The sequence below is a fragment of the Streptomyces olivochromogenes genome (assembly GCF_021538895.1).
GTDB lineage: Bacteria > Actinomycetota > Actinomycetes > Streptomycetales > Streptomycetaceae > Streptomyces > Streptomyces olivochromogenes_A.
Genome location: NZ_JADDRL010000008.1, coordinates 67915 through 90457, shown reverse-complemented (window position 1 = coordinate 90457; position 22543 = coordinate 67915). Strand labels below are relative to the sequence as shown.

21 protein-coding genes are annotated in these 22543 nt (G+C 72.4%); 12 read left to right on the top strand and 9 right to left on the bottom strand.

What is annotated here, in order from left to right:
* A complete protein-coding gene (locus IPZ69_RS06110) occupies positions 1 to 750 on the bottom strand; it encodes a GntR family transcriptional regulator (RefSeq protein WP_235452949.1) in 750 nt (249 codons plus the stop codon).
* A gap of 53 nt (positions 751 to 803) precedes the next feature.
* Entirely contained in the window at positions 804 to 2132 is a 1329-nt protein-coding gene (hmgA, locus tag IPZ69_RS06105) for a homogentisate 1,2-dioxygenase (protein WP_235452948.1), read from the bottom strand.
* A 151-nt stretch (positions 2133 to 2283) separates the two neighbouring features.
* On the opposite strand from hmgA, the gene IPZ69_RS06100 reads away from it, so the two are divergent.
* From IPZ69_RS06100 to IPZ69_RS06070, 7 genes are all read left to right on the top strand, one after another.
* Complete coding sequence (locus tag IPZ69_RS06100; RefSeq protein WP_235452947.1) at positions 2284 to 2865, top strand: hypothetical protein; 582 nt, start codon at positions 2284 to 2286, stop codon at positions 2863 to 2865.
* Positions 2866 to 2929: 64 nt separating this feature from the next.
* On the top strand, positions 2930 to 3547 hold the full coding sequence (locus IPZ69_RS06095) for a TetR/AcrR family transcriptional regulator (RefSeq protein ID WP_235452946.1): 618 nt from the start codon (positions 2930 to 2932) through the stop codon (positions 3545 to 3547).
* A 115-nt stretch (positions 3548 to 3662) separates the two neighbouring features.
* Positions 3663 to 5903 carry a molybdopterin oxidoreductase family protein gene (locus IPZ69_RS06090; RefSeq protein ID WP_235452945.1) on the top strand — a complete coding sequence of 747 codons (2241 nt, stop codon included), beginning with the start codon at positions 3663 to 3665 and terminating at the stop codon, positions 5901 to 5903.
* Positions 5904 to 6624: 721 nt separating this feature from the next.
* The gene (locus IPZ69_RS06085; protein ID WP_235452944.1) at positions 6625 to 7965 is read left to right on the top strand and encodes an ABC transporter ATP-binding protein; all 1341 of its coding nucleotides are present in this window, start codon (positions 6625 to 6627) and stop codon (positions 7963 to 7965) included.
* Positions 7966 to 7983: 18 nt separating this feature from the next.
* On the top strand, positions 7984 to 8427 hold the full coding sequence (locus IPZ69_RS06080) for a DUF3574 domain-containing protein (protein WP_235452943.1): 444 nt from the start codon (positions 7984 to 7986) through the stop codon (positions 8425 to 8427).
* A gap of 91 nt (positions 8428 to 8518) precedes the next feature.
* Positions 8519 to 9907 carry an aldehyde dehydrogenase family protein gene (locus tag IPZ69_RS06075; protein ID WP_235452942.1) on the top strand — a complete coding sequence of 463 codons (1389 nt, stop codon included), beginning with the start codon at positions 8519 to 8521 and terminating at the stop codon, positions 9905 to 9907.
* Positions 9908 to 9921: 14 nt separating this feature from the next.
* Positions 9922 to 11004: a zinc-binding dehydrogenase gene (locus tag IPZ69_RS06070; protein WP_235452941.1), complete on the top strand. Its 1083-nt coding sequence runs from the start codon at positions 9922 to 9924 to the stop codon at positions 11002 to 11004.
* On the opposite strand, the gene IPZ69_RS06065 is transcribed toward IPZ69_RS06070, so the two are convergent.
* The 3 genes from IPZ69_RS06065 to IPZ69_RS06055 all read right to left on the bottom strand — a co-directional run bounded on the left by IPZ69_RS06065 (position 11001) and on the right by IPZ69_RS06055 (position 13458).
* The gene (locus tag IPZ69_RS06065) at positions 11001 to 11978 is read right to left on the bottom strand and encodes a DMT family transporter (protein WP_235453000.1); all 978 of its coding nucleotides are present in this window, start codon (positions 11976 to 11978) and stop codon (positions 11001 to 11003) included. The two genes, IPZ69_RS06070 and IPZ69_RS06065, sit on opposite strands and share 4 nt — an antisense overlap.
* A gap of 80 nt (positions 11979 to 12058) precedes the next feature.
* Positions 12059 to 12769: an ArsR/SmtB family transcription factor gene (locus tag IPZ69_RS06060; protein ID WP_235452940.1), complete on the bottom strand. Its 711-nt coding sequence runs from the start codon at positions 12767 to 12769 to the stop codon at positions 12059 to 12061.
* Between the two features lie 47 nt (positions 12770 to 12816).
* Positions 12817 to 13458 (bottom strand): TetR/AcrR family transcriptional regulator, encoded by a 642-nt coding sequence (locus IPZ69_RS06055; protein ID WP_235452939.1) that lies wholly within the window; start codon positions 13456 to 13458, stop codon positions 12817 to 12819.
* A gap of 101 nt (positions 13459 to 13559) precedes the next feature.
* Here IPZ69_RS06055 and IPZ69_RS06050 point away from each other — a divergent pair, with 101 nt between their 5' ends.
* From IPZ69_RS06050 to IPZ69_RS06040, 3 genes are all read left to right on the top strand, one after another.
* Positions 13560 to 14711: an acyl-CoA dehydrogenase family protein gene (locus IPZ69_RS06050; RefSeq protein ID WP_235452938.1), complete on the top strand. Its 1152-nt coding sequence runs from the start codon at positions 13560 to 13562 to the stop codon at positions 14709 to 14711.
* A 60-nt stretch (positions 14712 to 14771) separates the two neighbouring features.
* Positions 14772 to 15059, top strand: coding sequence for a YiaA/YiaB family inner membrane protein (locus IPZ69_RS06045; RefSeq protein WP_235452937.1), 288 nt, complete (start codon positions 14772 to 14774; stop codon positions 15057 to 15059).
* Positions 15060 to 15132: 73 nt separating this feature from the next.
* Entirely contained in the window at positions 15133 to 15756 is a 624-nt protein-coding gene (locus IPZ69_RS06040) for a TetR/AcrR family transcriptional regulator (RefSeq protein WP_235452936.1), read from the top strand.
* A 25-nt stretch (positions 15757 to 15781) separates the two neighbouring features.
* On the opposite strand, the gene IPZ69_RS06035 is transcribed toward IPZ69_RS06040, so the two are convergent.
* Positions 15782 to 16243, bottom strand: a complete 462-nt coding sequence (locus IPZ69_RS06035; RefSeq protein WP_235452935.1) for a MaoC family dehydratase — start codon at positions 16241 to 16243, stop codon at positions 15782 to 15784.
* Between the two features lie 138 nt (positions 16244 to 16381).
* On the opposite strand from IPZ69_RS06035, the gene soxR reads away from it, so the two are divergent.
* Positions 16382 to 16921 (top strand): redox-sensitive transcriptional activator SoxR, encoded by a 540-nt coding sequence (gene soxR, locus IPZ69_RS06030; protein WP_235452934.1) that lies wholly within the window; start codon positions 16382 to 16384, stop codon positions 16919 to 16921.
* On the opposite strand, the gene IPZ69_RS06025 is transcribed toward soxR, so the two are convergent.
* From IPZ69_RS06025 to IPZ69_RS06015, 3 genes are all read right to left on the bottom strand, one after another.
* A complete protein-coding gene (locus IPZ69_RS06025; RefSeq protein WP_235452933.1) occupies positions 16885 to 17952 on the bottom strand; it encodes an RNA ligase (ATP) in 1068 nt (355 codons plus the stop codon). The two genes, soxR and IPZ69_RS06025, sit on opposite strands and share 37 nt — an antisense overlap.
* 81 nt (positions 17953 to 18033) lie before the next feature.
* On the bottom strand, positions 18034 to 18780 hold the full coding sequence (locus IPZ69_RS06020) for a 3-keto-5-aminohexanoate cleavage protein (RefSeq protein WP_235452932.1): 747 nt from the start codon (positions 18778 to 18780) through the stop codon (positions 18034 to 18036).
* A 113-nt stretch (positions 18781 to 18893) separates the two neighbouring features.
* On the bottom strand, positions 18894 to 19496 hold the full coding sequence (locus IPZ69_RS06015) for a hypothetical protein (RefSeq protein WP_235452931.1): 603 nt from the start codon (positions 19494 to 19496) through the stop codon (positions 18894 to 18896).
* Between the two features lie 259 nt (positions 19497 to 19755).
* Here IPZ69_RS06015 and IPZ69_RS06010 point away from each other — a divergent pair, with 259 nt between their 5' ends.
* The gene (locus IPZ69_RS06010) at positions 19756 to 22542 is read left to right on the top strand and encodes a penicillin acylase family protein (RefSeq protein WP_235452930.1); all 2787 of its coding nucleotides are present in this window, start codon (positions 19756 to 19758) and stop codon (positions 22540 to 22542) included.
* Position 22543 lies beyond the last annotated feature (1 nt).

Below are 22543 nucleotides of genomic sequence, written 5' to 3'. Positions count from 1 at the left end.
TCAGGTGGCGTCCAGGGTCACCGTGAAGGAGAAGCGGTCGCCCCGGTACTGGATGACCGCCACGTCCAGCACGCGCCCGTCGGGGTCGTACGTCACGCCCGTGTAGTGCAGGATCGGGCTGAGCAGCGGGACCTGGAGCAGCCGCGCGGTCTCCGGATCGGCCAGCCGGGCCTCGACGGTGTCCGTGATGCGGCTGATGTCCGCGCCGACGACGTCCCGCAGCACCTTGGTCATCGGCCAGCGGATCAGGTCGTCCGGGTCGACGCGGGCGGCCAGTTCGGGGCGGATGTGGTTGCGGGCGTGGTTGGTCGGTTCACCGGTCTTCTCGTCGCCGCGCAGCCGGTGGTACGTGGCCACCTCGCCGAGATCCGGGAAGTACTCGGCGAGTTCGGCCGGTACGGGAGCCTTGCCGTGGTCCAGCAGCTCGGTCGTCATGCCGGACTGCTGGGCCACGATCGCGTCCACCGAGCCGAGCAGGCGCACCGGGGCGCCCCGCCGGACCCCCGGCTCGATGAACGTGCCGCGCCGCCGGTGGCGGCTGATCAGCCCCTCGTCCTCCAGCTCCTTCAGCGCCTGCCGCATGGTCAGCACGCTCACCCCGTAGTGCTCCGCCAGTTGCTCCTCGGTGGGCAGGCGCAACGGGTCCTGGGGCGAGCGGCCGAGTATCGAGGCGCGCAGCGACTGCGACACCTGATACCAGAGCGGCAGCTTGCGGTTCAGGACGATCGAATCCGGGGCGAAGGAGGTCACCAGGCTATCCGTACCTGTCGAACATCGGTCGGCGCAACGGAGGCGTCATCGCGTCACCCCGCGCGGAAGTGGCGTTCCAGGCCCTGCCACACGTCGTCGTAGCGCTGCTGGAGGTGTTCCGCCCCCGCCGCGTGCGGGGTGAGCGTCACCGGCCAGCGGGTCTCGAACATGAAGGCGAGGCCGTCGTCGATCTTCTGCGGCCGCAGCTCGGCCGCGCTCGCCCGGTCGAAGGTCTCCCGGTCCGGACCGTGCGCCGACATCATGTTGTGCAGCGAGCCGCCGCCCGGCACGAAGCCCTCCGCCTTCGCGTCGTACGCGCCCTCGATCAGGCCCATGTACTCGCTCATCACGTTCCGGTGGAAGTACGGCGGCCGGAAGGTGTCCTCGCCCACCAGCCAGCGCGGCGCGAAGACCACGAAGTCGACGCCGGCCAGGCCCGGGGTGTCCGAGGGCGAGGTCAGGACGGTGAAGATGGAGGGGTCGGGGTGGTCGTACGAGATGGTGCCGATCACATTGAAGCGGCGCAGATCGTAGACGTAGGGCACATGGTTGCCGTGCCAGGCGACCACATCGAGCGGGGAGTGGTCGTAGGTGGCCGTCCAGAGGTTGCCGCAGAACTTGTTCACCACCTCCACCGGCCCCGCGGTGTCGTCGTCGGCCCCGCCCTCGTATGCGGCGACCGGGGCCTTGAAGTCCCGCGCGTTGGCGAGTCCGTTGGCGCCGATGGGGCCGAGGTCGGGGAGCTGGAACGGCGCCCCGTAGTTCTCGCACACATAACCGCGCGCCGACTCATCCAGCAGCTCCACACGGAAGCGGACCCCACGCGGAATCAGGGCCACGTGTGCGGGTTCCACATGGAGCCGGCCGAACTCGGTGTGCAGCAGCAGCCCGCCGCGCTCCGGCACGATCAGCAGCTCTCCGTCGGCGTCGGAGAAGACCCGCTCCATCGAGGCGTTGGCGTGGTACAGGTGCACGGCCATGCCGGCGCGCTGGGCCGCGTCGCCGTTGCCGCCCAGGGTCCACAGGCCCGCCAGGAAGTCCGTGCCCGCCGCCGGGTCCGGCAGCGGGTTCCAGCGCAGCCGGTTGGGGTCGGGCACCGTCTCGGCGAACGGGGCGGTGCGGAGGTTGCCGTTGCCGGTGCGGGTGAAGCCGGGGTGCGCGGCCGACGGGCGGATGCGGTACAGCCAGGAGCGGCGGTTGTGCGCCCGCGGCTCGGTGAAGGCCGACCCGCTCAGCTGCTCCGCGTACAGGCCGAGCGGCGCGCGCTGCGGCGAGTTGCGCCCCTCCGGCAGGGCGCCCGGCACCGCCTCCGAGGCGTGCTCGTTGCCGAACCCGGAGAGATAAGCCAGTGCCTCGGCGGTCTTCCGCGCGTCCCCGCTCATGATCGCTCCCTTGCGAACCCGATTCCTATGTAACACCGTAGGATTGCGTTTTCGCGGGCGCAAGAGGTACTCGGATCTCCGTCCTGAGAAGGGTCGGAACCAGACTTCAGGGGGATTCGGCCGTCGGAACCGGTGTTCTACGCTCCCCGGCATGTCGTGGACGCGTGGACTTCGCGCCGCCCTCGCGGTCTGCGTCCTGCTCCTGGCCGGAACGGCGGGGTGCGGAACGGGGGAGGCGCACGAGCCGAAGGACGAGGTGTCGGCCTCACTGGTGGGCAAGCTCCTCGACGACACGGACGACGAGGGGCGGCACTACCGTGAGATCGGCAAGAACCGGGCACCCGACGTCGGCGTCGAGGTGGTTCCCGACGCCGGCGGCAGCTGGGACGTGCACCTGACCGTCCGCAACTTCCGCTTCTCCCCGGCCGGCGCGAAGATGCGGCCGGTGGCCGGCCGCGGCCTCGCCTACCTCTTCGTGGACGGCGGCCAGGTCACCCGGCTGCGCACCCCGCGCTACCGCCTCGCCGCCCGTCTGGTCCCGCACGGCACCCATCACGTCACGGCCCGGCTGTACGCCGACGACGGCACGGTCTGGGCCGTGCACGGCAAGCCGGTGGAGAGCACGGCCGACATCACGGCGTCCGGGACGGAGACCGCGCCCACGCCCCCGCCCACGCCGGGCGGGAGCGGCGTGACGCGGGCCACCATCCCGGCGGGGACCCCCGGGCGATGAGTGCAACGGGCACCCGTCTCCGTACTCTGGGGCGAGGTTCACCGGACCCCGGCGGAAAGGCATCATGAAGCCCGTGCCCCACGCGACATCGCTGCGCCGAGCGCCCGTCCAGCGGCGCAGCGCCGAACGGCTCACCCGGATCCTCGACGCCTGTGCCGAACTCCTCGACGAGGTCGGCTACGACGACCTGAGCACCCGGGCCGTCGCCGTGCGCGCCGGCGTGCCCATCGGCTCGGTCTACCGCTTCTTCGGCAACAAGCGGCAGATGGCCGACGCGCTCGCCCAGCGCAATCTGGAGCGGTACTCCGAGCGCGTCACCCAGCGCCTGAAGGAGGCGCGGAGCGGCGACTGGCGGGCGGCCATGGACGCCGTGCTCGACGAGTACCTGGCGATGAAGCGCACCGCGCCCGGCTTCTCGCTGGTCGACTTCGGCAACCAGATCCCGGTCGGCGCCCGGCACGCCGAGCCCAACCACCGTGTCGCCGACCGCCTCACCGAACTGCTCTCCGGCTACCTGGGCCGTACCCCCGACGACGACCTGCGGCGCACCTTCCTGATCGCCGTGGAGACCGCCGACACGCTGGTCCACCTGGCCTTCCGGGTGGACCCGGAGGGCGACGGGGCGGTCATCGAGGAGACCCGGCAACTGCTGCGGGCCTATCTCGCCCGGGTGCTCGACTGACGCTCCGCCCGCGCGCGGATTTCCGACGGGACCCCGGACACCCCTCCCCTCCATGCATACCGGTCGGTATGCTCCCCCTAGTCCTGCGCCACCGCAGCCGCCCCCGGGAGGACCCGTGCCCCGCACCGCCCTGCGTATCTGCCCCCTGTGCGAGGCCACCTGCGGGCTGACCCTCACCGTCGAGGGAACCCGCGTCACCGGAGCCCGCGGAGATCGCGACGACGTGTTCAGCAAGGGGTTCATCTGCCCCAAGGGCGCCTCCTTCGGCGCCGTCGACGGCGACCCCGACCGGCTGCGCGCCCCGCTCGTCCGCAAGGACGGCGAACTGCGCGAGGCCACCTGGGAGGAGGCATTCGATGCGGTGGCGGCGGGCCTCAGGTCGATCGTCGAGCGGTACGGCCCCGACGCCGTGGGTGTCGTCCTCGGCAACCCCAACGTGCACACCATGGCCGGCGCCCTCTACCCGACGGTGCTGCTCGGCGCCCTGCGCACCCGCAGCCTGTTCACCGCCTCCACGGTCGACCAGATGCCCAAGCACGTCTCCAGCGGACTGCTCTTCGGGGATGCCAATGCCATCCCGGTCCCCGACCTGGACCACACCGACCACCTGCTCCTGATCGGCGCCAACCCCCTGGAGTCCAACGGGAGTCTGTGCACCGCACCCGACTTCCCCGGCAAGCTCAAGGCGCTCCGGGCCCGCGGCGGTACCCTCACCGTCATCGACCCGCGCCGCACCCGTACCGCGAAGCTCGCCGACCGGCACATCGCGATCCGCCCCGGCACCGACGCGCTGCTGCTCGCGGCGATGGCGCACGTGCTCTTCGAGGAGAAACTCGCCGAACTCGGCGAGCTGGCCCCGCACGTCCAGGGGCTCGACGAACTCCGCGACGCGATGGCGGACTTCACCCCCGAGGCCGCGGCTCGGGCCTGTGACGTCGACGCGGACACGATCCGCGCCCTCGCCCGCGAACTCGCCGCCGCCCCGACCGCCGCCGTCTACGCCCGCATCGGCAGCTGCACCGTCCCGCACGGCACCCTCGCCAGCTGGCTGGTGGACGTCCTCAACATCCTCACCGGCAACCTCGACCGGCCCGGCGGCGCCCTCTTCCCGCAGGCCGCCACCGACAGGACACCCCGCCCCGCCGGACCCGGCCACGGCTTCCAGCTCGGACGCTGGCACTCCCGGGTGCGCCGGCACCCCGAGGCGAAGGGCGAGTTGCCGCTCTCCGCGCTCGCCGAGGAGATCGACACTCCGACCGCGGAGGGCGAGCCGGTCCGCGCCCTCATCGCGGTCGCCGCCAACCCCGTGCTCTCCGCGCCCGACGGTGCCCGGCTCGACAAGGCCCTCGACTCCCTCGACTTCATGGTCAGCGTCGACCCCTACCTGAACGAGACCTCGCGCCACGCCCACGTCGTGCTGCCCCCGCCGCCGCCCTCCCAGAGCCCGCACCACGACTTCGCCTTCAACACCCTCGCCGTCCGCAACCAGGTCCGCTACACCCGCCCCGCCGTCCCCCTGGAGCCCGGCCGGATGGCCGAGTCCGAGATCCTGGCCCGTTTGATCCTTGCCGCGAGCGGTATGCACGGCGCCGACCCGTCCGCCGTCGACGCGATGGTGATCGACCAGACCCTCGGCAAGGCGGTCCGCGAGGAGCACTCGCCGGTGCACGGCCGGGACCCGAAGGAGCTGGCCGCCGAGCTCACCGGCGAGACCGGCCCCGAGCGGCGGCTCGACATGATGCTGCGCCTCGGCCCCTACGGCGACGGCTTCGGCGTACGACCCGAAGGCCTCACCCTTCAGCGACTCCTCGACCACCCGCACGGCATCGACCTCGGCCCGCTGCGCCCCCGTCTGCCGCAGCCGCTGAAGACCAGGAGCGGCAAGGTGGAGCTGCTGGCGCAGCCGATCGCGGACGACCTGCCCCGGCTGCGGGAGGCGCTGGCCGAGCGCCCCGACGGGCTCGTCCTCGTCGGCCGCCGCCATCTGCGCTCCAACAACAGCTGGATGCACAACGTGCCCGCCCTCACCGGCGGCACCAACCGCTGCACCCTGCACATCCACCCCGAGGACGCGGAACGCCTCGGAGTGCGCGACGGGGCTCAGGTGCGCGTGAAGGGGGCCGGCGGAGAGGTGGTCGCCCCCGCCGAGGTCACCGACGGCGTCCGGCCCGGCGTGGTGAGCCTCCCGCACGGCTGGGGCCACGACCGGCCCGGCACCCGGCTGCGGCACGCGGCCCTGGAGCCCGGCGTCAACGTCAACCAGCTCCTCGACGGCAGCCTCCTCGACCCGCTGTCGGGCAACGCGGTCCTCAACGGCGTCACCGTCGACGTCGCCGCGCTCACCGCAACGCCGTAAGCCGGCCGCTGCGCGCCCCTGCTGCCGACCCGCGTGGTCCTCATGGCCGACGACCTCGCCGACTCCCGCTGGACGACGACCTTCGTGCGGCGCCGGCTGACGGGCCACGGGTCGCACTGCGGTCACCCGCGAAGCCGGCCGGCGGACGCGACGCGGCTGGGGCCGGGGCCGGGGCCGGGGCGGCGTGACGGCCGGGGGTCCCGGTGACCGGGAAGAGCCACAACTGAGCGTTTCCCGGCGGGAGTTACGCGCCGTTCCCGTGTCGAGCGGGACGAGGAGACCGGGTTCCGCCCCGCGCACCGGGGGCCGGCCCCGTCCCGAATCCCCGCGTCCGTTACCTCGCCGGCTGACGGGCCACGGGTCGCGCTGCGGTCACCCGCGAAGCCGGCCGGCGGGCGCGACGCGGTTGGGGTCGGGGGTCCCGGTGACCGGGAAGAGCCACAACTGAGCGTTTCCCGCGGGGAGTTCCGTGCCGCTCCCGTGCCGTGCGGGACGAGGAGACCCGGCTCCGCCTCGCGCACCGGGGACCGGTCTCGTCCCGAATCCCCGCGTCCGTTTCCCCGTCGACCTGTGACCGCCAGGACATTTCGGCACGCGTCTTCCCCCGGCCGCACACATTCCGTTAACTTCCGTGACTCACGGGCCCCGTACGACCGCACGAGGCCTTCGACCACGGAGCACCGGCATCAGCGCTCTGGACAGCCCCCGGGGGCCAGCAGCCATGACACGCGCCATCTCCCTGCACGACGTGAGCAAGGCCTACGCGCGAGGCGTCCGCGTCGTGGACCGGCTGTCGCTGGACATCGCACCGGGGGAGTTCCTCGTACTGCTCGGCCCGTCCGGCTGCGGCAAGTCCACCGTGCTGCGCATGATCGCCGGGCTGGAGGAGATCGACGAGGGGGAACTGCGCCTCGACGGCGAGTACGCCAACGACCTGGCCCCGTCCGGCCGGGACATGGCGATGGTCTTCCAGAACTTCGCCCTCTACCCGAGCATGACCGGCCGCGACAACATCGGCTTCCCGCTGCGCATCGAGAGCCCGGGGGAGGATCCGGGCCCCCGGGTGGACGCGACCGCCCGCATGCTGGGCATCGAGGACCTCCTCGACCGCTATCCCAGCCAGCTCTCCGGCGGCGAGCGCCAGCGCGTCGCCATGGGCCGGGCCATCGCCCGCCACCCCTCGGCCTTCCTCATGGACGAGCCGCTGTCCAACCTCGACGCCAAGCTCCGCAACCGGCTCCGGGCCGAGATGTCCCGGCTCACCCGGGAACTGGGCGTCACCACGGTGTACGTCACGCACGACCAGGCCGAGGCCATGTCGCTCGGCGACCGGGTCGCCGTCCTGCGCGGCGGAGTGCTCCAGCAGGTCGGCACCCCGCGCTCGGTGTACGCGCTGCCCCGCAACGTCTTCGTCGCCGCCTTCATCGGCACCCCCCGCATCAATCTGTTGCAGGGCCTGGTCCGTGCCCCGCTGGACGGCGCGATGACCATCGGCCTCGGCAGGCAGGCGCTGCGCCTGCCCGAACCGCTCAGCGCGGACCACCGGTTGCTGCGCGTGCAGCAGGGCCGGGAGGTGATCGTCGGGCTGCGTTCGGAGGCGGTCCGTATCGCCAAGCCCGCCGCGGCGCGGCCGGGCGAGGTGCCGATCAGCGGACTGGTGGAGCACATGGAGTTCCAGGGGCACGAGGTGCTCGTGCACTTCAACACCGGCTCCCGGCCCGCCGTCGTACCCGAACTGGAGGCCCCCCGCCCGTCCCCGCGCCGCCCGCGCCGCCGTGCCCGCGAGGGGTTCTCCGTGCTGGGGCGGCTGCGGGAGCGGGCCGGGGCCCTGCGCGCCGGGCCGGTGGTGGTCCTGGAGCACCCGGCCGACGCCGATCCCGCACCCGCGCCGCCGGAGGGCCGGATGCCCGGCGACCTGGTCGTGCGCACCACCCCCGACATCCGGCTGCGGCACGGCATGCAGGTCCCCCTCCTCGTGGACATCGCCCACCTGTTCGTCTTCGACCAGCACGGCGAACGCATCTGCCCGTCCCCGGCGCGGCTGCCCGACCTGGACGAGTGAGCCCACTACGGATGAGGCATGCACAAGCGCCTCACCCGTACCTACCTCACCGCGGCCGGCCTCCTGCTGGCCGCCGCCCCGACCGCCTACGCCACGCTCGCCGACGCGGCCCCCTCGCCGCCGCTGCGCGGAAAGCCGTACGTGGAGACCCGGCTCTTCTTCGGCACCGCGCGCCCGGACGGCGGACCAGCCGTGACCGACGCGCAGTTCATGGACTTCGTCGACCAGCGGGTCACCCCCGGCTTCCCCGACGGCCTCACCGTGCAGAGCGGGCGCGGGCAGTGGCGGGACGCGCACGGCACGATCGAGCGGGAGCCGTCGTACGAGCTGATCCTGCTGTACCCGGTGGCGGGGGCACAGACGAGCGACCGACGGATCGAGGAGATCCGTCTGGCCTACGAGAAGGCTTTCGGCCAGGAGTCCGTGGGCAGGGTGGACGAACGGGCGCAAGTGGACTTCTGATGTCCTGGAGCGTCCGGTGACGCCTGGCGCGGAAAAACTATCGCCGCTAGTTTGTGTGCCGGACCACGCAGCCCCGCCGGGAGGAAGCAGCATGAAGCCACACGACGGCCTGTACATCGACGGCGCCTGGCGCCCCGCGGCGGGGCAGGACCTGATCGAGGTCGTGAACCCGGCCGACGAACAGGTCATCGGCCACGTCCCGGCAGGCACCGCCCTGGACGTCGACAGCGCCGTACGGGCCGCCCGTGCCGCGCTCCCGATCTGGGCGGCGACACCGCCCGCCGAGCGGTCCGCCCGGCTGATCGCCCTGCGGGACGTCCTCGTGGCCCGCAGGGAGGAGATCGCCGAGACGGTCACCGCGGAGCTCGGCGCACCGCTCGCGTTCTCGCAGACGGTCCACGCGGGCGTGCCGATCGCGGTGGCCGGCTCGTACGCCGAACTCGCCGCGACCCACGGCTTCGAGGAGCGGGTCGGCAACTCGACCGTGCACCACGAACCGGTCGGCGTGGTCGGCGCGATCACCCCCTGGAACTACCCCCTCCACCAGATCGTCGCCAAGGTCGCCCCGGCGCTGGCCGCGGGCTGCACGGTCGTCCTGAAGCCCGCCGAGAACACCCCGCTCACCGCCCAGCTCTTCGCCGAGGCCGTGCACGAGGCGGGCCTGCCGGCCGGGGTGTTCAACCTGGTCACCGGCCTCGGGCAGGTCGCCGGCCAGGCCCTCGCCGAGCACCCGGACGTCGACCTCGTCTCCTTCACCGGCTCCACCGCCGTCGGCCGGCACATCGGAGCGGTCGCGGGCGGGGCGGTCAAGCGGGTGGCCCTCGAACTCGGCGGCAAGTCCGCCAACGTCATCCTGCCCAGCGCCGACCTCGCCAAGGCCGTCGGCGTCGGCGTCGCCAACGTGATGTCCAACTCCGGCCAGACGTGCAGCGCCTGGACGCGCATGCTGGTGCACACCTCCCAGTACGACGAGGCGGTGGAGCTGGCCGCGGCCGCCGCCGCCAAGTACGGCGACCGCATCGGACCGGTGGTCAGCGCCCGGCAGCTGGACCGGGTGCGCGGCTACATCGAGCGGGGCGTCGCCGAGGGCGCCCGCCTGGTCGCGGGCGGCGCGCAGCCCCCGCGCGAGAAGGGCTACTTCGTGAGCCCCACCGTCTTCGCGGACGTGACGCCGCAGATGACGATCGCGCAGGAGGAGATCTTCGGCCCGGTCCTCACCGTCCTGAGGTACGAGGACGAGGAGGACGCCCTGCGTATCGCCAACGGCACGGTCTACGGCCTGGCCGGCGCCGTCTGGGCGGGCGACGAGGCGGAGGCGGTGGCCTTCGCCCGCCGCATGGACACCGGGCAGGTCGACATCAACGGCGGCCGCTTCAACCCCCTCGCCCCGTTCGGCGGTTACAAGCAGTCCGGGGTGGGCCGTGAACTCGGCGCGCACGGGCTCGCCGAATACCTCCAGACCAAGTCCCTCCAGTTCTAAGGAAGTTTGTCCTCATGGCCGTACGTGCCGCCGTTCTGCCCGCCGTCGGCGCTCCCCTGGAGGTCACCGCGATCGACCTGCCGGACCCGGGCCCCGGCCAGGTCCGGGTGCGGCTCGCCGCCGCCGGCGTCTGTCACTCCGACCTGTCCCTGTCCGACGGCACCATGCGGGTGCCGATCCCGGCGGTCCTCGGCCACGAGGGCGCGGGGACGGTCGTCGCCGTCGGCGACGGGGTCACCCATGTGCGTCCCGGTGACGGCGTCGTCCTCAACTGGGCGCCGTCCTGCGGAACCTGCCACGCCTGCGCCCTCGGCGAGGTCTGGCTGTGCGCCAACGCGCTCACCGGGGCCGCCGACGTGTACGCCCGCACCGTGGACGGCACCGACCTCCACCCCGGCCTGAACGTCGCCGCGTTCGCCGAGGAGACGGTGGTCGCCGCGTCCTGCGTCCTGCCCCTGCCCGAGGGCGTGCCGCTGGTCGACGCGGCCCTGCTCGGCTGCGCCGTCCTCACCGGCTACGGTGCCGTGCACCACGCGGCGCGGGTCCAACCCGGGGAGACCGTCGCGGTGTTCGGCGTGGGCGGGGTCGGCCTCGCCACGCTCCAGGCGGCCCGGATCGCCGGCGCGGCGCGGATCGTCGCCGTGGACGTGTCCCCGCAGAAGGAGGAACTCGCGCGCGGCGCGGGTGCCACCGACTTCCTCCTCGCCTCCGAGAACACGCCCCGCGAGATCCGCGCCCTCACCGGCAAGCAGGGCGTCGACGTCGCCGTGGAGTGCGTGGGCCGCGCGGTCAGCATCCGGGCCGCCTGGGACTCCACGCGCCGGGGCGGCCGGACGACCGTCGTCGGCATCGGCGGCAAGGACCAGCAGGTCACCTTCAACGCCCTGGAGCTCTTCCACTGGGGCCGGACCCTGTCCGGCTGCGTGTACGGCAACTGCGACCCGGCCCGGGACCTCCCGGTGCTCGCCGAGCACGTCCGGGCGGGCCGCCTGGACCTGAGCGCGCTGGTGACCGAACGGATCGCCCTGGAGGGGATCCCGGCCGCCTTCGAGAACATGCTCGCCGGCAAGGGCGGCCGGGCGCTGGTGGTGTTCTAGCCGGCGGTGTTCCGGGAGTCCGTCGCCGGTACCCGCTCGGCCCAGGCGCGCGGCTCGGCGACGGGCTGCGCGGCCGGAGTCGGGGCCGGGGCCGGGGTCGTGCCGCGCGGGCGGGAGCGTGAGACGGCCACGCCCGCGAGGCACAGCGCGCCGCCGGCGAGCGTCAGCAGTCCCGGGACCTCGCCGAGGAACAGCCAGGACATCAGGACGACCAGCGCGGGCACGGCGTAGGTCGTCGCGCCCATCCGGCTCGCCGTCGTCCGGGCCAGCGCGTAGGCCCAGGTGGTGAAGGCCAGCGCGGTCGGGAAGATGCCCAGGTAGACCATGTTGAGCGTGGCCGGGAGCGGGGCGTCGGTCGCGTCGTGGACCAACTGCCCGGCGAAGGGCAGACAGACGACCGTGCCGACCAGGCAGCCGAAGGTCGTCACCTGCAGCGGGCTCGCCGAACCCAGCGCCGGCTTCTGCGCGACCACCCCGCCGGCGTACGTCACCGCGGCCAGCAGACACAGCAGCACGCCGAGAACCGAGGAACCACCGCCCTCCGACATCGACCACCCCACGGTCACGGCGCCCGCGAAGGACACTGCCAGGCCCGCGAGCAGCCTCGGCGGCAGCGGGTCTCCGAGCAGCCGGGCGCCGAGCAGCGCGATGAGCACGGGCCCGACGTTGACCACCATGGCGGCCGTGCCGGCGTCCACCTGCTGCTCGCCCCAGTTCAGGACCACCATGTAGGTGCCGAACCACAGCAGCCCGGATATCGCGATGCCGGGCCACGCCGACCGCGGCGGCAGGCCCTCCCGCCGTACGAGACAGAGCACCACCAGCGCCAGGGAGCCGGCCAGCAGCCGGCCGAGTGCCAGCGCGCCGGGCGCGTAGTCGGCGCCCGCGCTGCGGACCGAGACGAAGGCGGAGGCCCACAGCAGCACACTGACCGTGGCGGCGCCGGCGGCCAGGCGGGACGGGGAGACGTTCATCATGCTTCCCGAGGCTAGGAGGGGAGCGGGGCGGCCGCTCGCGGATTTCGGACGCGACGCTGCGGGGCGGACACCGCCGCTCAGCGCAGCGCCCCCGCCGGGATGCCCAGCAGGTCGGACAGGGCGTGCTCGCCCTCGGGCGTCACCTTCACGGCCCGTTCGGAGCCGATGCGCACGCACCAGCCGGCGTCCAGGGCGTGGCGGCACAGGGCCGCGCCCGCCACACCGGCCAGATGGGGCCGCCGCTCGGTCCAGTCGAGGCAGGCGCGGGCCAGGGGGCGGCGGGTCGCGCGGTCGAGGCCGATGCCGACGGAGCCGAACCAGTCGACCCCGGCGTCCGTGAGCGCGAACCCGGTGTCCTGCCGGAGCAGCCCGCGCGCCGTCAGCGCGTCCGTGAGCGCGATGCCCAGCCGCCCGGCGAGGTGGTCGTAGCAGGTGCGGCCGCGGGCCATCGCGGAACCGGCGCCCGCCTCCCGCAGCGTGCGCGGCGGCCGGGCGGTGCCGGGGTCGGCCTGGGCGGCGAGGTCCTCCACCAGCTGTGCGACGCGCGTGTCGGCCAGCCGGACGTACCGGTGGCGGCCCTGGCGCTCCTCGGTCAGCAGGCCGCCCGCGACCAGCTTGCCCAGGTGCTCGCTCAGCGTGGACGGCGCGACCCCCGCGTGCCGGGCCAGCTCACCGGCGGTCCAGGCCCGCCCGTCGAGCAGCGCGAGTAGGCACGCGGCCCGCGTCTCGTCGGCGATCAGCGCCGCGAGGGCGGCGAGCCCGGGTGCCTGGGCGTCCTTGGCGGTCATGCACCCCAGAATGCGGTACGGACACTTCGGCGGGCGCCGAAGGATCGTTACGCGCTCTCCCCGACCTGCGCGTACTGCTGCGCCAGTCCGTCCAGCAGGGCCGTCAGCCCCGTCTCGAAGGCCCGCTCGTCGATCTTCTCCTGCTGTTCGGCGAGGAGGTGCGCCTGCCCGAGGTGGGGGTAGTCGGCGGGGTCGTAGGCGCTCGCGTCGTCCACGAAGCCCCCGGCGAAGGAGCCGAGCGCGGAGCCCATGATGAAGTACCGCATCAGCGCGCCGATGGAGGTGGCCTGCGCGGGCGGCCAGCCGGCGCCGACCATCGCGCCGTACACGGCGTCGGCCAGCCGCAGTCCGGCGGGGCGGCGGCCGGGCCCGCGGGCGAGGACCGGGACGATGTTCGGGTGGTCGCGCAGGGCGGCCCGGTAGGAGACTGCCCAGTCGTGCAGGGCGGTCCGCCAGTCCCGGCCGTTGTCGAACATCGACAGGTCGACCTGGCCGCTCACCGAGTCCGCGACCGCCTCCAGGATCTCGTCCTTGGTGCGGAAGTGGTTGTAGAGCGAGGGCCCGCTCACGCCCAGTTCGGCGGCGAGCCGACGGGTGGAGACGGCCGCCAGACCCTCCGCGTCCACGAGTTCGCGTGCCGTCTCGACGATCCGGTCGGTGCTCAGGAGGGGCTTGCGCGGTCGGGCCATGGCGCACATAGTAGGGCTGCCGCTAGAAACTAGCAGTGCTAATTTAAATGTACGGCTTTCAAGATCTGCCGTGTTTCCGTCATCTGTGGGGTGATCTCGTCGTGAACCTGGAGCTCAGCGAGGAGCAGACCGCCGTCCGGCAGCTCGCCCGGGACTTCGTGGAGCGGGAGGTCGCTCCGTACGCGGTCGCCTGGGACCGGGCCGAGGAGGTCGACCGGGGCATCGTGAAGAAGCTCGGCGCGCTCGGCTTCCTGGGCCTGACCGTCGACGAGGAGTACGGCGGCTCGGGCGGCGACCACCTGGCGTACTGCCTGGTCACGGAGGAGCTGGGCCGGGGCGACTCCTCGGTCCGGGGGATCGTGTCCGTCTCCCTCGGCCTCGTCGCGAAGTCCGTCGCGGCCTGGGGGAGCGAAGAGCAAAAGCGCCGCTGGCTGCCCGGCCTCACGTCCGGCGAGTACGTCGGCTGCTTCGGCCTGACCGAACCGGGCACCGGGTCCGACGCGGGCAACCTCGCCACCCGGGCCGTGCGCGACGGCGACGAGTACGTCGTCAACGGCACCAAGATGTTCATCACGAACGGCACCTGGGCCGACGTGGTGCTGCTCTTCGCCCGCTCCACGGACGCCCCCGGCCACAAGGGCGTCTCCGCCTTCCTCGTGCCCACCGACACCCCGGGCCTGACCCGCAACGCCGTCCACGGCAAGCTCGGCCTGCGCGGCCAGGCCACCGCCGAGCTGGTCCTTCAGGACGTGCGGGTGCCGGCCTCGGCGATGCTGGGCGAGGAGGGCAAGGGCTTCTCGGTCGCCATGTCCGCGCTCGCCAAGGGGCGCATGTCGGTCGCCGCGGGCTGCGTGGGGATAGCCCAGGCGGCGCTGGACGCGGCGGTCCGGTACGCCGGGGAGCGCGAGCAGTTCGGCAGGTCCATCGCCCACCACCAGCTGGTGCAGGAGCTCCTCAGCGATATCGCGGTCGACGTGGACGCGGCCCGGCTGCTGACCTGGCGGGTCGCCGACCTGGTCGACCGCGGCCTGCCCTTCGTCACCGAGTCCTCCAAGGCCAAGCTCTTCGCCTCCGAGGCCGCCGTTCGGGCCGCCAACAACGCCCTCCAGGTCTTCGGCGGCTACGGCTACATCGACGAGTACCCGGCGGGCAAGCTCCTGCGCGACGCCCGCGTGATGACCCTCTACGAGGGCACCAGCCAGATCCAGAAACTGCTCATCGGGCGGGCGCTGACGGGGATTTCGGCGTTCTGAGTACGTTTCTGAGTATCCCGGCGGATGTGGTGGCCGCCACATCCGCGGACCCTGGTGTCCATGAGCGAGACACCGGTCAAGCAGCAGAGCACGGCCGCCTTCTACGGCCAGGCGGTCGCCTCCTTCGCCATCGCGATGGCGGCCACGTCCATCGGCATCTACCGGCTGGACACCGACGCCTGGGTCCGGGCCTTCCTGGCCATCGCGGTCCTGTACCTCGTCACCTCGGCCTTCACCCTGGCCAAGGTGATCAGGGACCGGCAGGAGGCCGGGCAGATCGTGAGCCGGGTCGACCAGGCACGGCTGGAGAAGCTCCTGGCCGAACACGATCCCTTCGAGAAGATCTGAGCAGGCACTCTAAGCGGCCGCTCAGCTTCGGCGGTATGGTGTAGCTCCTGTCACCGAGAGGGGCGAGAGAGCGATGAGTACGGCGGAGGAGACGACCGGCGGCGAGGTCGAGCCGTGGGAAGAGGTCACCCCTGAGGCGGCCCGGCGCCTGCTGGTCGCGGCCGTGGAGGCCTTCGCCGAGCGCGGCTACCACGCGACGACGACCCGCGACATCGCGGGTCGCGCGGGCATGAGCCCGGCCGCGCTGTACATCCATTACAAGACCAAGGAAGAGCTGCTCCACCGGATCAGCCGGATCGGCCACGACAGGGCCCTGGACATCCTGCGGACGGCCGCGCGCCGCGAGGGTGGCGCGCCGGAGCGGCTCGCGGACGCCGTCAGCTCCTTCGTCCGCTGGCACGCCGGGCGGCGCACCACCGCCCGTGTCGTGCAGTACGAGCTGGACGCGCTCGGGCCGGACGCCCGTGCCGAGATCCTCGATCTGCGCCGCCAGGTCGACGGCGAGGTGCGCGGGATCATCCAGGAGGGCGTCGAGTCCGGCGAGTTCGACGTCCTGGACGTGCACGGCACCACCCTCGCCGTGCTGTCCCTGTGCATCGACGTGGCCCGCTGGTTCAACGTGGACGGCCCCCGGACGCCCGAGGAGGTCGGCGCGCTCTACGCCGACCTCGTGCTGCGGATGGTCGGCGCGAAGTAGGCGCCGGCCCGCCGGGCGGTGCGGCTCAGACGTAGTAGCGGGACACCGACTCCGCGACGCAGACCGGCTTGTCGCCGCCCTCGCGCTCCACGGTGAACGCCACGCTCAGCTGGACGCCGCCGGTGACGTCCTCGACGCCGGTGATCGTCGCCGTGGCCCGCAGCCGGGAGCCGACCGGCACGGGAGCGGGGAAACGGACCTTGTTCGTCCCGTAGTTGACGCCCATCCGCACGCCCTGGACCGAGATCAGCTGCGGGCCGAAGAGGGGAAGCAGCGACAGGGTGAGGTAGCCGTGTGCGATGGTCGTCTTGAACGGACCCAGGGCGGCCTTCTCCGGATCGACGTGAATCCACTGGTGGTCGCCGGTGGCGTCCGCGAAGAGGTCGATCCGCTTCTGGTCGATCTCCACCCAGTCGGTGTGCCCCAGTTGCTCGCCGACGGCCGCCCTCAGCTCGTCGGGGGAGGTGAAGATCCTCGGTTCTGCCATGTTCCCGGCCTCTCGCGTCGCGGAATCGCTTGCCTCGGTCGCATGCCTCGGTCGCATGTCTAAGCAACTGCTTAGCATGGTCGGGAGCGGGGCCGATGTCAACGGACCGCGGCGGGGGCGATGGGTAGGCTCTGAGAGGTGCCCCAGATTCCCGAGAAGATCCACGAGCTGAGCGTCGGCCAGTTGTCCGCGCGCAGCGGCGCCGCCGTCTCCGCCCTGCGCTTCTACGAGTCCAAGGGCCTCATCCGCAGCCGCCGCACCACCGGCAACCAGCGCCGCTACAGCCGTGACACCCTGCGCCGCGTCGCCTTCGTACGCGCCGCCCAGCGCGTCGGCATCCCGCTGGCCACGATCCGCGAGGCCCTCGCCGAACTCCCCGAGGAGCGCACCCCGACCCGCGAGGACTGGGCCCGCCTGTCCAAGGCCTGGCGCGCCGAACTCGACGAGCGCATCCAGCAGTTGCACCGCCTGCGCGACCACCTCACCGACTGCATCGGCTGCGGCTGCCTCTCCCTCGACAGCTGCGTCCTGTCCAACCCGGACGACGCGGTCGGGGAACGGGGGCCGGGGTCGCGGCTGCTGGTGGAAGACCGGAGCAGTCGCCCGGCACCGACACCGGCACCGGGCGACTGCTGCCCCGCTCACTCGTACTCGGTCCCGCCCTTGCGGGTCAGGTAGGCCGGGCTGACCGCCTTCGCGATGGCCCGCCCTCCGGTCACCGCGCTGTACCGCTCGACGGCCGGCCGTATCACCACGCCCTCCCGGATGTGCAGCTCCCGTCCGGACACCGTCTCCCGCCCGCCGGCGAACTCCAGCACCCGTTCGATGTCGTACGGCCCCTCGAACAGCCGCGGCACCAACGGCAGCTCCCCCTCCAGCAGCGCTGCGGCGTCCAGCCAGCGCACGGACCCGTCGATCTCCGCCGACACGTCGAACACCGCGAACCCGAGCGTGTCGCGCCGGCCGTCGGCCCCGTACGTCAGGTCCTGGACCCCCGCGCCGTACACCTCGCCGAAGATGCCGACCCGCCGGGCCCCGAGCCGCTCGGCGAGCCGCGCGGCCGCCTCGGCGACGCCGTGTCCGTGCACCGCCCGCCAGTACAGGTTCCGCGGATCCTCCTTCAGGGCCAGGGACTTGGCGCCGAAGCCCTTCGAGGTGACGTACACCCGGTCCTCGTCGGCGAGGTACGTCAGCAGGCACGCGGAGCCGTGCAGCTTCTCGGTCAGGACCACGGGCTCGCCCGGGGTGAAGACGTCCGGGTAGCGCTGGATGTTCTCGATGTCGACCCAGGGCAGCAGCTCGGGCGCCGACTCGACCTCGCCGCTCATGGTCGGCGGGATCGGCGGTACCCACTTGGTGATGCCGAGCCGCTCCGCGAAGTCCGTGCCGTCGGCCGCGGCGCGGGCCAGGTCGACGTCCGCGAGCGCCCCGGGCCGGCAGACGATGCCCTGCGACAGCTCCCCGCGCAGCCGCACCGCCTTGACCCGGTCGGACGCGCTGCCCGCCAGCCGTCCGGTCAGCCCCAGCTCCTCGATCAGCTCCGCCGGAAGCACGGACTGCTCGGGGATGTAGACGGCGGCCTCGCCGGTGCGGTACGCGCCCTTGGCGACGACGGCGCGATACAGCCCCACTTGGGCCAGTTCGAGCGCGTCGGCGTTCGGATGGTCGTGGACGGTCAGCACTTCGGCGGTGACGCGCAGCGTCGACATCGGGGACTCCCAGGACGTGGTCGTTCAGGCGTGTTTCATCGCCTCCCACTGTCCGGACTGGAAACGGCTGGAGCGAGCGGATTATCCGTTGCTAGAGTCCCGTCCTTCGGCCGCCGACCTGTACTGGAGAAGGCCCTCCGTCACCAACTGGGCGTTCGAGGCGGCCGGTCCGCCGTCCGGCAGCAGCAGGGTGTCCTCCAGCCCGATACGGGTCGCGAGCCCCAGCCGTCCGGCCAGCCGCAGGACGGGCCAGGCGCCGCCCTCCTCGCCGTGCAGCAGCACCGGGCGGCCGTGGGCGGGACCGAGGTCCGCCAGCAGCCGGCGCGCCGACTCCGGTGCGGTGTCCGGGTCCGGGTCGGTCACCTCCGCGAGCACGCGCAGCACCTTCGGGCCGAGCGGCGAGGCCGCGAACCGGGCCGCCGCGTCCGTGCCGGACCAGATGCCCGCCTCCACCCGCACACCCAGGGCGATCAGCCCCGCGGCGAGCTCCTCCGCGCCCTCCTCGTGCCAGTTGACCGAGGCGTGGTCGGGCAGCGGCGCGCGCCAGCCGCGCAATCGTTCCAGACGGGCCGCCGGATCCGGCTCGGTCCAGGCGCCCGTGGTCACTCCCACCGGCACCGCGACCCGGGCCCGTATCGCCTCGACGGTCGCCGCCACCACGCGCGGGGAGAGACTGTCCTGTCCGCACGGCGTCCTGGGATGTACGTGAATGTCCGTGGCCCCGGCCGTCACGGCCAGCGCCGCCGCCTCGGCCAACGCCTCCGGAGACAGGGGCACACACGCGCCGTCGGCGCCCCCGCGACGTCCGTTGAGACACACCTGCACCATGCTCCGATGGTGACAGCCGCCACCGACACGGGTCCATGGCCGCCGTTGCGCGGACAACGGTCCACAGCCGAACGGGAGGGGGTGCGGCATCCCCGGCGCACCCCCGGAGTACCTCAGGCCGACACGAGCAGCCTGCCGCGCCTGGCGTAGGCCAGCGCCTCGGGTGTGAGCACGGGGCGGGGTACCAGAATCCCGCAGTCCGCGCAGACCGGACCCGCCGAGGGTTCGTGGTCCAGGTCGTACTTCCAGACGAGCCGCTCCCCGTGGCACACCGGGCAGGTCGAACCCGGTTCGCGCTCCAGGGCGGCGATCAGCCCTCGCAGCACCTCGGCCAGGGGCTCGTCGGGGTGGACACGTGGATCGTCGCACCAGGCGACCCCGAAGCCGCCCCAGGTCAGCCGGTGCCAGTCGTCCACGCTGCCCGGACGGCGCAGCCCGTCGTGCTTCTCCTTCTTGCGACGCTCGGCGAACTCGGCCTCGTAGGCCAGCCAGACCGCCCGCGCCTCCTCCAACTCGTCCAGCGCGGCCACGAGCCGCGCCGGATCGGGGGAGCGGTCCTCGGGTCCGAACCCGCCCCGGGCGCACAGGTGGTCCCAGGTCGCCCTGTGTCCGTAAGGCGCGAACCGCTCAAGGCACTTACGCAGCGAGTAGCGCCGCAGCGCCAGGTCGCACCGCGGATCTCGTACCTGTCTCGCCAAACTCCGGAAACCGGCCATGGCCCTGCACCTCCGTCACACCTGCACCTGTACTTCGGTCACTTCGGCGTCGTCGTGCGCACTTCGCGCGACGTTGCCGTATAGACGTGTCGACACCCGATCCGGCTCCATTCGATTTCCGATGCCGTCCATAAGGCCTCCCGGGTTGACCGGCGAGCGGCAACGGCCCGGGCGACTCCAAAAAGTGACGCATGTTCATCTTCAATCTCGGGGATACCGGCGGTAACGTCCCGCCAACCCCCGTTCCTCAGGAGCTGCCATGGCACGGCGCACCCCACGAAACGCGTTGTTCACCAGACTGAGAACTCCCCGCGGGCTCACCGGGTTCCTGAAAACGGCATCCGTATGCGTCCTGGTCGCGGGCCTGCTGTCCCCGCTGACCCAGGCGACCGCCACCGCGGCGACCGCCTCCAACGACTATTGCGGCGGCCAGTGTTCGGACATCCTGCCGCCCGGCGAGAACGGCAACGCCACCCTCGCCCAGATCCTCCTCAACCAGGTGTTCGGCACCCAGCCCGACCACGCGGAGGACCAGCTCGGCCCCTACGCCAACCTGGCCACGGGCTACTCCGGGCTGACCGACGCGAAGATCAACACCTTCTTCAACGACGCCTCGTTCGGGGTCGCCGCCGACCAGGTCGCCTCCACCGAGAAGCCGGCCGGCCGCGGCGACGTGACGATCGTCCGCGACAAGAAGGCCGGTGTGCCGCACATCACCGGCACCACCCGGTACGGCACCGAGTTCGGCGCCGGGTACGCGGCGGCCGAGGACCGGCTGTGGCTGATGGACGTCTTCCGCCACGTGGGCCGCGGCGGGCTGACCTCCTTCGCGGGCGGCGCGCCCAGCAACCAGGGCCTGGAGCAGGAGTTCTACCGCAACGCCCCCTATACCGAGGCCGACCTCCAGGCGCAGATCGACAACGCCGTCGCGGGCAACGGCGCCCGCGGCCAGCAGGCCCTCGCCGACGCAGGCGCCTACCTCGCCGGCATCAACGCCTACATCGACGCCTCCGACAGCGGCCGCTACTTCCCCGGCGAGTACGTCCTGACCGGCCACAAGGACGCGATCACCAACGCCGGCACCATCGAGCACTTCAAGATCACCGACCTGGTGGCGCTGGGCTCGGTCATCGGCTCGCTCTTCGGCTCCGGCGGCGGCGGTGAGGTCAACAACGCGCTCTCCCTGATCGCCGCCCAGTCCAAGTACGGCGTGCAGGAGGGCACCAAGGTCTGGGAGTCCTTCCGCGAGCGCAACGACGCCGAGGCCGTCCTCACCGTCCACAACGGCGAGAGCTTCCCGTACGCCACCAGGCCGGACAGCACCCAGGGCGAGGCGATGCCCGACGCCGGTTCGGTGACCCAGGAACCGCTGGTCTACGACCGCACCGGCAGCGCGGCCACGGCCACGGCGACCGGCGCCTCCGCCACGGCGGCCAGGGCGACGCTCGGTTCCGCCAAGCGCGGCATGTCCAACGCCCTGGTGGTGAGCGGCAAGTACACCGCGAGCGGCCACCCGGTCGCCGTCTTCGGCCCGCAGACCGGCTACTTCGCCCCGCAGCTGCTGATGCTCCAGGAGATCCAGGGCCCCGGCATCAGCGCCCGCGGCGCCTCCTTCGCCGGCCTGAGCATGTACGTCGAACTCGGCCGCGGCCAGGACTACTCCTGGAGCGCGACGACCTCCGGCCAGGACATCATCGACACCTACGCCGTCGAACTGTGCCAGGACGACTACCACTACCTGTACCACGGCACCTGCACGGCCATGGACAAGGTCGAGCAGAAGAACGCCTGGAAGCCGACCACGGCCGACGGCACCCCGGCCGGCTCGTACACGATGCGGGTCTGGCGCACCAAGTACGGCCCCGTCGAGTACCGCGCGACCGTCGGCGGCAAGAAGGTCGCCTACACGACCCTGCGCTCCTCGTACCTGCACGAGGCCGACTCGATCATCGGCTTCCAGATGCTGAACGACCCCGACTACGTCAAGGGTCCGAAGGACTTCCAGAGCGCGGCGCAGCACATCAACTACACCTTCAACTGGTTCTACGCCGACTCCCAGCACACCGCCTACTACAACAGCGGTGACAACCCGGTGCGGGCGAGCGGTGTGGACGCCGAGTTCCCGGTGTGGGGGCAGCCCGCGTACGAGTGGAGGAACTGGAACCCGGCCACGAACACGGCCGACTACACCCCGGCCTCCGCCCACCCCAACTCCCTGGACCAGGACTACTACGTCTCCTGGAACAACAAGCAGGCCAAGGACTACACGACCGCGTCCTGGGGCGACGGGTCGGTGCACCGCGGCAACCTGCTGGAGGACCGGGTGAAGAAGCTGGTCGCGGCCGGCGGGGTGACCCGCTCGGCGCTGACGAAGGCCATGGCCGACGCGGCCGTTGCCGACCTGCGGGCCGAGGACGTGCTGCCGAAGCTGCTCAAGGTCGTCAACAGCTCGCCGGTGACCGACTCCACGGCCGCCGCGGCGGTGAGCAAGCTGCAGGCCTGGGTGACGGCGGGTGCCAAGCGCACGGAGACCTCGGCCGGTTCGAAGACCTACGCCAACGCGGACGCGATCCGGATCCTGGACGCGTGGTGGCCGCTGCTGGTGAAGGCCGAGTTCGAGCCCGGTCTGGGCAGCGACCTGTACGGCGCGTTCGGCAACAACCTGCCGATCGACGAGGCCCCGTCGGCCGGTCACGGCCCGACCGGCTCGCACGCCGGCAGCTCCTTCCAGTACGGCTGGTGGAGCTATGTCGACAAGGACATCCGGGCGGTGCTCGGTGAGTCCGTGCAGGGCGGGCTCGCGCAGAAGTACTGCGGCGCGGGGAGCCTGAGCTCCTGCCGGGACATCCTGATCGGCACGCTCAAGACGGCGGCAGGCCTGACCGCCGCCCAGGTCTACCCCGGCGACGACCAGTGCTCGGCGGGCGACCAGTGGTGCGCCGACTCGATCGTCCAGCGCACTCTGGGCGGCATCAAGCACGGCAAGATCAGCTGGCAGAACCGGCCGACGTTCCAGCAGGTCGTGGAGTACACGTCGCATCGGTGAC

Bases quoted from the DNA above. Each gene is read 5' to 3' on its own strand.
- hmgA (WP_235452948.1), bottom strand. From the start codon at position 2,132: ATGAGCGGGGACGCGCGGAAGACCGCCGAGGCACTGGCTTATCTCTCC.
- IPZ69_RS06100 (WP_235452947.1), top strand. From the start codon at position 2,284: ATGTCGTGGACGCGTGGACTTCGCGCCGCCCTCGCGGTCTGCGTCCTG.
- IPZ69_RS06095 (WP_235452946.1), top strand. From the start codon at position 2,930: ATGAAGCCCGTGCCCCACGCGACATCGCTGCGCCGAGCGCCCGTCCAG.
- IPZ69_RS06085 (WP_235452944.1), top strand. From the start codon at position 6,625: ATGACACGCGCCATCTCCCTGCACGACGTGAGCAAGGCCTACGCGCGA.
- IPZ69_RS06080 (WP_235452943.1), top strand. From the start codon at position 7,984: ATGCACAAGCGCCTCACCCGTACCTACCTCACCGCGGCCGGCCTCCTG.
- IPZ69_RS06075 (WP_235452942.1), top strand. From the start codon at position 8,519: ATGAAGCCACACGACGGCCTGTACATCGACGGCGCCTGGCGCCCCGCG.
- IPZ69_RS06070 (WP_235452941.1), top strand. From the start codon at position 9,922: ATGGCCGTACGTGCCGCCGTTCTGCCCGCCGTCGGCGCTCCCCTGGAG.
- IPZ69_RS06065 (WP_235453000.1), bottom strand. From the start codon at position 11,978: ATGAACGTCTCCCCGTCCCGCCTGGCCGCCGGCGCCGCCACGGTCAGT.
- IPZ69_RS06060 (WP_235452940.1), bottom strand. From the start codon at position 12,769: ATGACCGCCAAGGACGCCCAGGCACCCGGGCTCGCCGCCCTCGCGGCG.
- IPZ69_RS06055 (WP_235452939.1), bottom strand. From the start codon at position 13,458: ATGGCCCGACCGCGCAAGCCCCTCCTGAGCACCGACCGGATCGTCGAG.
- IPZ69_RS06045 (WP_235452937.1), top strand. From the start codon at position 14,772: ATGAGCGAGACACCGGTCAAGCAGCAGAGCACGGCCGCCTTCTACGGC.
- IPZ69_RS06040 (WP_235452936.1), top strand. From the start codon at position 15,133: ATGAGTACGGCGGAGGAGACGACCGGCGGCGAGGTCGAGCCGTGGGAA.
- IPZ69_RS06035 (WP_235452935.1), bottom strand. From the start codon at position 16,243: ATGGCAGAACCGAGGATCTTCACCTCCCCCGACGAGCTGAGGGCGGCC.
- IPZ69_RS06025 (WP_235452933.1), bottom strand. From the start codon at position 17,952: ATGTCGACGCTGCGCGTCACCGCCGAAGTGCTGACCGTCCACGACCAT.
- IPZ69_RS06020 (WP_235452932.1), bottom strand. From the start codon at position 18,780: ATGGTGCAGGTGTGTCTCAACGGACGTCGCGGGGGCGCCGACGGCGCG.
- IPZ69_RS06015 (WP_235452931.1), bottom strand. From the start codon at position 19,496: ATGGCCGGTTTCCGGAGTTTGGCGAGACAGGTACGAGATCCGCGGTGC.
- IPZ69_RS06010 (WP_235452930.1), top strand. From the start codon at position 19,756: ATGGCACGGCGCACCCCACGAAACGCGTTGTTCACCAGACTGAGAACT.